Annotated in this window: 9 protein-coding genes; 2 read left to right on the top strand and 7 right to left on the bottom strand. The window is 67.6% G+C overall.

The window, feature by feature from the left end:
* The 3 genes from NM1_RS41640 to NM1_RS32480 all read right to left on the bottom strand — a co-directional run.
* Positions 1 to 82, bottom strand: an 82-nt coding sequence (locus NM1_RS41640; RefSeq protein WP_157124051.1) for a DUF397 domain-containing protein, incomplete at its 3' end; no start/stop codon positions are given.
* Between the two features lie 21 nt (positions 83 to 103).
* Entirely contained in the window at positions 104 to 310 is a 207-nt protein-coding gene (locus NM1_RS41635) for a DUF397 domain-containing protein (RefSeq protein WP_084520260.1), read from the bottom strand.
* Positions 307 to 1,185 (bottom strand): helix-turn-helix domain-containing protein, encoded by an 879-nt coding sequence (locus NM1_RS32480; protein ID WP_068028882.1) that lies wholly within the window; start codon positions 1,183 to 1,185, stop codon positions 307 to 309. The genes NM1_RS41635 and NM1_RS32480 overlap by 4 nt, the downstream gene beginning before the upstream one ends.
* Before the next feature lie 955 nt (positions 1,186 to 2,140).
* On the opposite strand from NM1_RS32480, the gene NM1_RS32475 reads away from it, so the two are divergent.
* Positions 2,141 to 4,291: a WD40 repeat domain-containing protein gene (locus tag NM1_RS32475; protein ID WP_068028879.1), complete on the top strand. Its 2,151-nt coding sequence runs from the start codon at positions 2,141 to 2,143 to the stop codon at positions 4,289 to 4,291.
* Between the two features lie 18 nt (positions 4,292 to 4,309).
* On the opposite strand, the gene NM1_RS32470 is transcribed toward NM1_RS32475, so the two are convergent.
* Positions 4,310 to 4,840 (bottom strand): hypothetical protein, encoded by a 531-nt coding sequence (locus NM1_RS32470; protein WP_068028876.1) that lies wholly within the window; start codon positions 4,838 to 4,840, stop codon positions 4,310 to 4,312.
* A gap of 448 nt (positions 4,841 to 5,288) precedes the next feature.
* Between NM1_RS32470 and NM1_RS32465 the strand changes: the two genes are divergently transcribed.
* The gene (locus tag NM1_RS32465) at positions 5,289 to 5,495 is read left to right on the top strand and encodes a hypothetical protein (RefSeq protein WP_068028873.1); all 207 of its coding nucleotides are present in this window, start codon (positions 5,289 to 5,291) and stop codon (positions 5,493 to 5,495) included.
* A 5-nt stretch (positions 5,496 to 5,500) separates the two neighbouring features.
* On the opposite strand, the gene NM1_RS32460 is transcribed toward NM1_RS32465, so the two are convergent.
* From NM1_RS32460 to NM1_RS32450, 3 genes are read right to left on the bottom strand one after another with little or no spacing between them, the layout of a single operon-like run.
* On the bottom strand, positions 5,501 to 6,307 hold the full coding sequence (locus NM1_RS32460; protein WP_068028870.1) for a hypothetical protein: 807 nt from the start codon (positions 6,305 to 6,307) through the stop codon (positions 5,501 to 5,503).
* Positions 6,304 to 7,326, bottom strand: coding sequence for a hypothetical protein (locus NM1_RS32455; RefSeq protein ID WP_084520258.1), 1,023 nt, complete (start codon positions 7,324 to 7,326; stop codon positions 6,304 to 6,306). Before NM1_RS32455 ends, NM1_RS32460 begins: the two co-directional genes overlap by 4 nt.
* Positions 7,323 to 8,462: a hypothetical protein gene (locus tag NM1_RS32450; RefSeq protein WP_246011766.1), complete on the bottom strand. Its 1,140-nt coding sequence runs from the start codon at positions 8,460 to 8,462 to the stop codon at positions 7,323 to 7,325. Before NM1_RS32450 ends, NM1_RS32455 begins: the two co-directional genes overlap by 4 nt.
* Positions 8,463 to 8,662: the final 200 nt, after the last annotated feature.

Genomic DNA, 8,662 nt, shown 5'->3' with positions numbered 1-8,662 from the left:
GAAACGCAGCCTCGACACAATCTTGACTAGCTCCGCTGTGGGTGCTCTTGAACCAGCGGGCTCCGGACAGATCAGCGTTCACGATCCCGCCCCCTTTGCTCTGCTACCTGTTCCCGAACTCGCCCGCGCGGGTACCGGCTAGGAACTCATCCCACTGAGCTGGGGTGAAGACCAAGGCAGGACCGGACGGATCCTTCGAGTCACGGACACCGACCATGCCACCATCCAGGAACGCGGCCTCGACACAATTCTGACTTCCGCCGCTGCGGCTGCTCTTGAACCAGTGGGCTCCGGACAGATCACCGTTCATGCTCCGTACTCCCTTGCTACACGGCGGAGCAGATCCCTGCTCTCCTGTGCATTCAACGCTACACGCCAGAGGGTGGCGTGCGCGGCGTGATAACGCCCAACCGCGTCCCCATCCTCGAAATACATCGCGCCCGTATAGCTTTCGACGTAGACGATAGGAGGCTCGATCGGGATACTGCCGGTCTTCTCCTCGAAGTCCAGGATGTTGAAGGGGCCGGTCAAGTCGCCCAACGGTACTCCAGCGGTATGAGGCAGAATCCTGATCTCGATATTCGGCCGCGTTCCCATGTCCGCGACGTGGCGCAGCTGAGCGCCCATCGTCCGCCGACCGCCGATCGTCCGGATCAGCGCTGACTCGTCCAGGATCATCGCCATCACCACCGGGCGGGCCTTCCTGGTGATCAGTGCGCGCCGCCGCATACGCAGATCAACGCGGCGCGCAATCTCACTGTCAGGCTCGTCCGGATGCACCGCTCGGATCAGCGTCCGCGCGTAGTCGGGTGTCTGCAGCAGACCGGGCACCAACTCCTCGAAGGCCGTCAACCGCACCGCCGACGATTCCAATCCCATGTACACGTCGAAATTCGCCGGGATCAGGTCACCGTACTGATGCCACCAAACCGTGCTATTGCCCTGCTGGGCCAGCCCTTTCAAGGCATTTACCGTGTCGGCGTCGGCGTCCGCGACGTGGCAGATCGCCTCGATGTCCTCGAGCTGGATGCAGTCGGCGGTACCGGCCTCCAGCCGCTGCACCGTGGACGCGCTACGCCCGATCAGCCCGGCCATCGCCGCGATGGTCAGCCCCACCTGCTGCCGTAGATCCCGCAGGAGTCGCCCGAGCTGGCGGCGGGGAATGCTGGAGCCCCTCTTCGACATCTGCTTCCTCCCTGCCCCGGATACGTCATCCAGGATTCGTGAACGAAACCCGGCCGATCGGTGAATCCCGTCCTCGGTTTTCGAGACGAACCGGCCGAATCATCCAATTTCCGTAGTCGTTTCACCGCACATGCGCTGTGCTCTCGAACGATGCCGACAACACCCGCTGATGAATTCCCCTGAATACGCAACGGCACCTGAATGCCGGTAACTCCGCGAGCCCGGTGGATCGACCCCTGACCGGTCACGATGCAGCCGACATTACCCCGCCCCAATGCCACACACAACCAAATGCCCTACACGACAACGAAAATGGGATCGAGTGGCTGGATTATCCAAACAACTGATCCCGGCCAAAAGCGCGCCGGGAATACGAAAGACCCTTGACCCCCAGGCACGCCGGGAATACGAAAGACCCTTGACCCCCAGGCACGCCGGGAATCCCAAGAGCCAAACCCACACCCTTGTTACCTGAAGCAGGGTGGGGAGGCCGAGAGCCTGGTCCCTGATTCCCGAAGCGCTGCGGGGAGGCCAAGACCGAACCGCTCGAACCCTGAAGCACGACAGCAAGCCAACACCCGACCCCTCCACTCCCGAAGCTCGGCATGAGGCGGAGCCAGGTCCTTGAATTCCCGGAATGCTTCAGGTGCTTCAGGTCCCGGCATGCTTCAGGTGCTTGAATTCCCGGCATGCTTTTGGCCGGGATCGCCCGCGGGCATCGAGATCGCAACAAAGCAGCGCGGCCACCGTGAACCGCACGTGGCCGTGGCCCGTAGCGCTGTACAGTACGGCTGCGCAATAGATTCCAAGTTCGGCGGGGGGCACCAGAATGGATCCGTTTTCAACGGCCGACACCTCAACGAAGGATCCCGACGCGGCCGCTGATCGCCGGTCATCACCGACGGGCCGGGTGCCCCGATTCCTCGCAGCCGCACAACGTGCAGGCAGCCGTCGTATGCTGCGGCGTCGGCCCGTGGTCGTGGTTCTCGTCAGCCTGATCGTTGTCCTCGCCGCAACCGCCGTTGTCGCGATTCAGCAGACCCGGCAGCCCGATGTCGACCCCCGAATCGAACTCGCCCGCGATCTCATCGACCGGAGCCAGCGCACGGCCGACACCGACCCTTACACATCGCGTTTGTCCGCACTGGCCGCATGGCGCCTGCATGCAAGCCCCGAGGCTCATCACGCGATGCTCGCCGCCGCACGCAACCCGCTCACCGCCGTGCTGACCGGCCACACCAATGCCGTCACCTCGATAGCATTCAGTTCCGACGGCACGCTCCTGGCCACCGGCGGCCGCGACGGCACCGTCCAGCTGTGGGACCCCACCACCCGCAGGCTCGTCGGCGCACCACTTGCGGCCACCGGCGCAGTCACCTCCGTAGCGTTCAGCCCCAACGGCGCACTTCTGGCCATTGGCAGCGGCGACGGCACCGTCCGACTGTGGGACCCCGCCACCCGACAGCCAGTCGGCGAATTACTCACGGGCACAGGCGCAGTCACCTCCTTGACGTTCAGCCCCAACCGCACAGTCCTGGCCACCGTCAACACCGACAGCACCAACAGCACCGTCCGGCTGTGGAACCCCGCCACTCGCGAGCCCGTCGGCGAACCACTCACCTACGGCCCGCCCGGCAGCGCCAGCTCGGTAGCGTTCAGTCCGGACGGCGGCGTCCTTGCCATCGGCGGCGGCGGTGCCCTACGGCTGGTGGACCCCACCACAGCCCGGCCCGTCAGCAGCACCCTCGACAATGTCGGCTTCGTCACCTCCATGGCGTTCGAGCCCGGCGACAGTACTCTGACGACTGGTGACGAAGACGGGATCATTCAGCTATGGGGCTCGGCCAGCGGATACCAAGACGGCTACCGGAGCTACCGGAGCGAACGCGTCCTCACCGACTCGGTCGAGTCGATGGCGTACAGCCCGGACGGCGACGTCATTGCCACCGTCAGCGATGACGGCGCCGTCCAGTTGCTGGACGGCGCCACATTCCGGCGGGCCGGTGTTCCACTCACCGACAGGACCGGCGCCGTGGCGTTCGGTCCGGACGGCGTCCTCGCCACCGGCGGCGACGATGGAACCGTCCGGCTGTGGAACCCCGCTAGGCTCCAGGGCGTCTATCGCCCGTACCCCTCCATCGATTCGGTCGTGTTCAGTCCCGACAGCAGAATCCTGGCCGCCGGCAGTCGCGGCGAAGTCCAGTTGTGGGACACCACCACTGACAAGCCCGCCGGTGAACGATTCCTCGGCAAACACGGTGATGTCGCCGTGCTGGCGTTCCGCCCGGACGGACGTCTCCTCGCCACCGGTAGCCAGGACGGCACCGTCAGGTTGTGGGACCCCGGCACACGCCAACCTGTCGGTGAACCACTATCGACCCGCGCCGGCTGGATCACGTCGTTGACGTTCAGCCCGGACGGTAATCTCCTCGCCATCACCGGCATGGGCGGTGCAGCCCAACTGTGGGACGTCAATACACGCCAACCCGTCGGTGAACCATTGACCCACGCCCGCGACAGGTTCTCGTCGGTTGCGTTCAGCCCGGACACAAGCCTGCTGGCCGCCATCAGCTCCGAGATCGAATTCTGGAATCCCGCCAGACGCGAACCCATCGGTGAACCACTCGACGATCAGGACCACTCCGACGACTCCGTGACATTCAGTCCGGACGGCACCCTCTTCACCACCACCGGCCGCAGGGACAACACCACCCGACTGTGGAACACCGCCTCACGCGAACCTGCCGGTGACCCACTCACCCATCCAGGTGGGAAGGTCGAGATCCAGTCGACGACGTTCAGTCCGGACGGCAGCCTCCTGGCCACTGCGACTGACGACGACGTCCAATTGTGGGACTCGGCAACACGTCTCCCCATCGGTAAGCCACTCCCCAACCCGGGCATCGGCACCGCCCCCGACGGGGTGGCGTTCAGTCCGGACGGCAGGCTCCTGGCGATAAGCGGCACATTGGGCACCCAGCTGTGGGACGTCGGATTCGCCGGTCACGTCGAGAAGACCCTCTGCGCCTGGGAGAAGAACGCCTTCGCCACACCGCGCTGGCCGGAAGACATCCCCGAAGACATGCGCCCCGCACTGTGCCCGTAGAGCGGCGATATGGGTTGTTCAGGGTTCGGGGGTGAGTTCCACCGTGATACCCGGGTGGGCCAGGGATGGCACGCGGATCGGGCCGCCTTTCGCCTGATCGATGAGCTGGCCCTGCCAGGCCACCAGGCAGGAGGCGGCCTCGGTGTTGTATGCCTGGTTCAGGACGGGGGCCAGCGCCTTGGCGAGGTCGCCCTCGGCGGCGATCAGCTGGTCTCGGTAGGGGCCGTAGTACGGCAGAATCGCCTCCAGCACAACGGCTTCCACGGCCTGGACCTGGGAGATGACGGGGTCGATCAGCGGCTGGTTCCGAGTGATAACCGGGGCGACCTCGGCGAGCACCGGGCCCGCCAACTGCAGGATCGGCTGGTACACCGAGCCCAGGGCGAACGCCTCCGAGGAGAACGGTCCCGCCAGCGGCGCCAGGCCGATCAGCGAGGCCAGCCCGCCCTGCTGCCGCGGCGCGGGCCAGCCGAGCGGGCAGGGTGGCTGAGTGTTCACCGGGTTGGCCGAGAAGAGGTTGGCCGCGCCCGGCGCTGAACCCAGGGGCACGGAATCGGTGACACCGGGGCTTGGTGAACTGCCATTCAGAGGCACGGAATCGGCGGCACCTGGGCTCTGCCCACCATTCAGCGGCACGGAGGCACCCGGAGTATTCGTGCCCGCCGGTGCGGCTCCGGTCGCACCACCGAGGGGGACGGAACCCGCGGGAGCACCCGCCGCGGCCCCGCTGCCCGGGACAGCCGATGTGCCTCCTGACGCGCCACCGAGCGGAACGGATCCAACGGGGCCACCACCCGGAACCGCCAATGGGCCGCCCGTCGCACCACCGAGCGGGACCGATCCAGCCGGACCACGCGGCGCCGCAATCCCACCGCCCGGGACAGCGGATGGCGATCCGGGCGCGCTGCCGGGCGGGACGGCCCCTGCGGTCCCGCCACCCGCAACTGTGGCCCCGGCAGCCGAGCCGCCCGGAGCTGCCGGGGCGGAAGCCGTTGGCATGGAGGCGGTCTCGGCGGTGCGGGCGGCGGGGGCGGGCGCCTGCGAGACCACCGCGGCGGCGCGCTCGTCGTGGTCGCGCACGGTCAGCGCGGTCACGGCGATCGTGCTGCCCAGGGCCGTCACGGCGGCCACGATCCGGATCGCGCCGGTGAGCCATGGTTTCGGCGTGGTCGTGCGGGAAGTCATCGGGCACAGCTCCTTCTGATTCTGCTATTTCGGCGGTGCCGCAGGCGATTCCGGAGCGGGCGTGCCCGGTTCGAACACACCCTCGAGATGCCACACTCCGGTGAATCCGTTGAACGGCCCGCCCACGATGAGGCTGGTCCACTGCAGCGAGAACGCGCGGGTCTTCGGGTCGTAGCTGCCGGTGGCCGAGGGGCCCTGGGGCGCATCGGCTTTCGGTTGATCCAGCCACTGGTGCGCCACCCAGTCCCAGACCTTCTGCACCTGCTCGCTCCCGGCGACCTGGGCGCCCTGCTTCTCCGGCGGTTTCGGTGCGCCCTGGTTGAACTCCTGGTCGTTCCAGGAGGCCGCCCACGACGAGAGGTCGGCGGTGAGCTTGCCGTCCTCATTGACCACCGTGGGCGGCGGCACCTGCCGCCGGGTCTGCGGATCGGTCGAGTTGGTGGACGTCCCGAACTCGACGGCAAAGAACTTCGTGGGCTTCGTGATCGAGGCGGCGAGCGAATTGCCGTGGTCGAAGCCGGGATTCGGCTCACTCTGATACCCGCCGGTGCGCAGACCGCCCGCGGTGCCAGGCTCGAGCAGCGTGGTCGAGCCACCCTGTGCGAGTGAATCGCCGTTGGGCATGTACGGCCCCTGGTCCGCGGTGCCGCCGGGCTGGACCATGCGGAACCAGGTCCCGGTCACGCCGTCGCCACCGACCGACCCCGGCGTGAACCGCAGCAGTCCGACCAGTGGTTCCGGTCCGCTCGACGTAGACGTATCGCCTCCGGAGCAGCCGGACAGGACCGCGGCGGAAACCAGTGCCACACCGAGGTATACGCGTGCCTTCATTTCCCCTCGCTTCCGGCTGTTGTCACGCCGTGCCGCTTGCCGATCCCGGTCGCCACCACGGCGAGCACCAGCACACCGGGGACCAGATAAAACCAGCCCAGGGCCCGGAACCCGGTGAACCCCAAGGGCTTGGTCGAATCGTTCAGTGCGGCAACGGCGTCGAAGTCGTCGATGTTGTCGTTCATGGCACCGATGAGCGCGGCGAACCGCGATGTCATCGGCTGCCACCGGGTTTCGAGCACGGCGAGGCCCGACAGGTCCGCCTCCGGGTGGGCCGCACGCACCGCGGGTGCGTACCGGCTGTTCAAATCGCCGTCGGCGGCCACCAGGGTGACGAAGTAGCCCTGGATCTTTCGCACCTGCGCCTGAGTGAGAATCGGCCGGAACCCGTCGATGACAGGTTGACCGGCCCCGGCGGCACCGAACAGGCCGCCCGCCACCGGGACCGCGATGAGCGCCGCGCCCGCCAGCGCCGCCACAGAACTCCACACCGGCGAGGACCGGCCGTCGCTGGCTCGGCGGAATCCGAATACTCCTGCGGCGGTGAGGAGTACGCCCGGCAGGGCGAGCAGCCACGGCAGTGCACCGAACGGCGGCAGCGCGGCCAGCCTGTCGTAGTCACCGCGATGCCGGTCGATCGTGCCGACCATGTTGCCGATCTCGGACCGGATTCCGGGATAGTCCCGGACGAACTGGTCCACGAGCTCGGATCGGTTCGGCTCCTGTTCCCGCGCCTTCAGATCGACCACGGTGGTACGGGCATCGTCCAGTACCGCAAGATCCGTCCGGAAGTCGGCCACGGACGAGGCGGTGACGTAGGGCGCGAATCCATCGATCATGGCCTCGCCCTTGGCCGCTCGTGGAAACATCGCGGTCGCGATGGGCACCGCGATCAGCGCGATTCCGATCGCGGCCAAGACCGCGAAGGGCCAGCGCGGCCTGGCATCGGGCGCCGTCTCGACAGTGGAGGCGAACTCCGAATAGGCGGGCAGACCGTGGCTTTTCGATGCCGATGTCATGGGCGACTGCGGCCGACCAGCCGGTCGGCACCGAAGAATACGCCGGTGGCCACCACCGCGACGATCACCAGCAGCGGCACCAGCCATACGGGTTCCTGCCGACCCGGTGAGATATCGGTGGCGCGCGCCGCCAATGCGGCGTCCGGCTGCGATTGCGCCAGTGCCACAGTCTGATTCCCGCCCTGCGGGAACCCATCGGGAGCGGGCGATTCACCGAGGCCCCGAGCCGACCCCGACGGAGCGGGCGCCGCGGCCGGTGGTATCGCAGCGCCAGAGGGCACAGCGGCGGGTGGTGCAGCAACGGCAGGCGGCCCAGCGGCGGGCGGCACAGCAGCGCCGGGAGGTACTGCGGCAGCGGGCGGCACGACGGCGGCCGGTGGCGCGGCGGCGGGCGGCGGTCCAGGGGCAGCGGGTGGTGCCGAGGCTATGGGCGCCGCCGCCGGAGCGGCCTGCTCCAATCCACCTCCGCGGTACTGCCCGGCCAGATGCCATAGCCCGGTGAAGTTGTTGAACGGACCGCCCACGATCTGGCTGGTCCATTCGATGACGAAATTGCCTGCCCCATCGATGGTTCCGCGAATCGGACTGGTCTTGCCGGGGAATCCGCCGCCGGGCTTGGGCGCACCCTGGTTGAACACCTGGTTGTTCCAGGTGACACCCAGGCTGCTGAGGTCGCCCGACAGCTGCCCGCCGTCGGCGGTGATCTGCGGCAGTCCGGCTCCGGCACCTGTCTGCGGATCGGTCGGATTGGTCGCCGTCGCGAAATCGACGCCGTAGAACCGGACCGGCGTGGTCACCCGGCCCGACTGCGCGTTGCCCGCGGCGTCGAAGGCGGCCGCGGGCTGTGGCTGATAGCTGCCGCCGATCAGCCCGCCGTCGGTGCCCGCGGCCAGCGGCGTCACGGTCTGATCGCTGCAACCGGAGTCGCTGTTCTGCAGGTATGGGCCGCCCGCGTCGCCGGTCGGCAGGATCATGCGGAAGAAGCTGCCGGTCACCGCGCCGTTCGCACAGACCCCCGGTGCGAGCGCGAAAAGCCCGTCCAGCGGTACCGGTTCGGCCGACGCGGCCGGGGTCGCAATCGCCGAGACACCGACCGCCGCGGCCGCGGCGACCAGCCGATACAGGTTCCGTCCCATGGATTCGTCCTTCGATTCGTGCAGATGAGCGCGCATTTCCCAGCGGCACGTCCATGGCAACTCGAGTTCGCCCGGAAGTCGCGGGTTGCGGTCAGCCTGAGCCGAAATACGCCCGCAAACCTCCGGAAATCCTGGCGCCAACAGCACGCGAGGACTCCCTGGCTATGTGACCGTCCTCACCCTAGACTTAGTTTGACGTC

The organism is Nocardia mexicana NBRC 108244 (assembly GCF_001613165.1).
GTDB classification, from domain to species: Bacteria; Actinomycetota; Actinomycetes; order Mycobacteriales; family Mycobacteriaceae; genus Nocardia; species Nocardia mexicana.
The sequence above is the reverse complement of the archived record's forward strand: the minus strand, read 5'-3'. Positions and strand labels throughout refer to the sequence as shown.

What these genes read in the sequence shown, in the direction of transcription:
- NM1_RS32465 (WP_068028873.1), top strand. Translation starts at nt 5,289, where the DNA reads ATGGAGGCGGTCTCGGCGGTGCGGGCGGCGGGGGCGGGCGCCTGCGAG.
- NM1_RS41635 (WP_084520260.1), bottom strand. Translation starts at nt 310, where the DNA reads ATGAACGGTGATCTGTCCGGAGCCCACTGGTTCAAGAGCAGCCGCAGC.
- NM1_RS32480 (WP_068028882.1), bottom strand. Translation starts at nt 1,185, where the DNA reads ATGTCGAAGAGGGGCTCCAGCATTCCCCGCCGCCAGCTCGGGCGACTC.
- NM1_RS32475 (WP_068028879.1), top strand. Translation starts at nt 2,141, where the DNA reads ATGCTGCGGCGTCGGCCCGTGGTCGTGGTTCTCGTCAGCCTGATCGTT.
- NM1_RS32450 (WP_246011766.1), bottom strand. Translation starts at nt 8,462, where the DNA reads ATGGGACGGAACCTGTATCGGCTGGTCGCCGCGGCCGCGGCGGTCGGT.
- NM1_RS32460 (WP_068028870.1), bottom strand. Translation starts at nt 6,307, where the DNA reads ATGAAGGCACGCGTATACCTCGGTGTGGCACTGGTTTCCGCCGCGGTC.
- NM1_RS32455 (WP_084520258.1), bottom strand. Translation starts at nt 7,326, where the DNA reads ATGACATCGGCATCGAAAAGCCACGGTCTGCCCGCCTATTCGGAGTTC.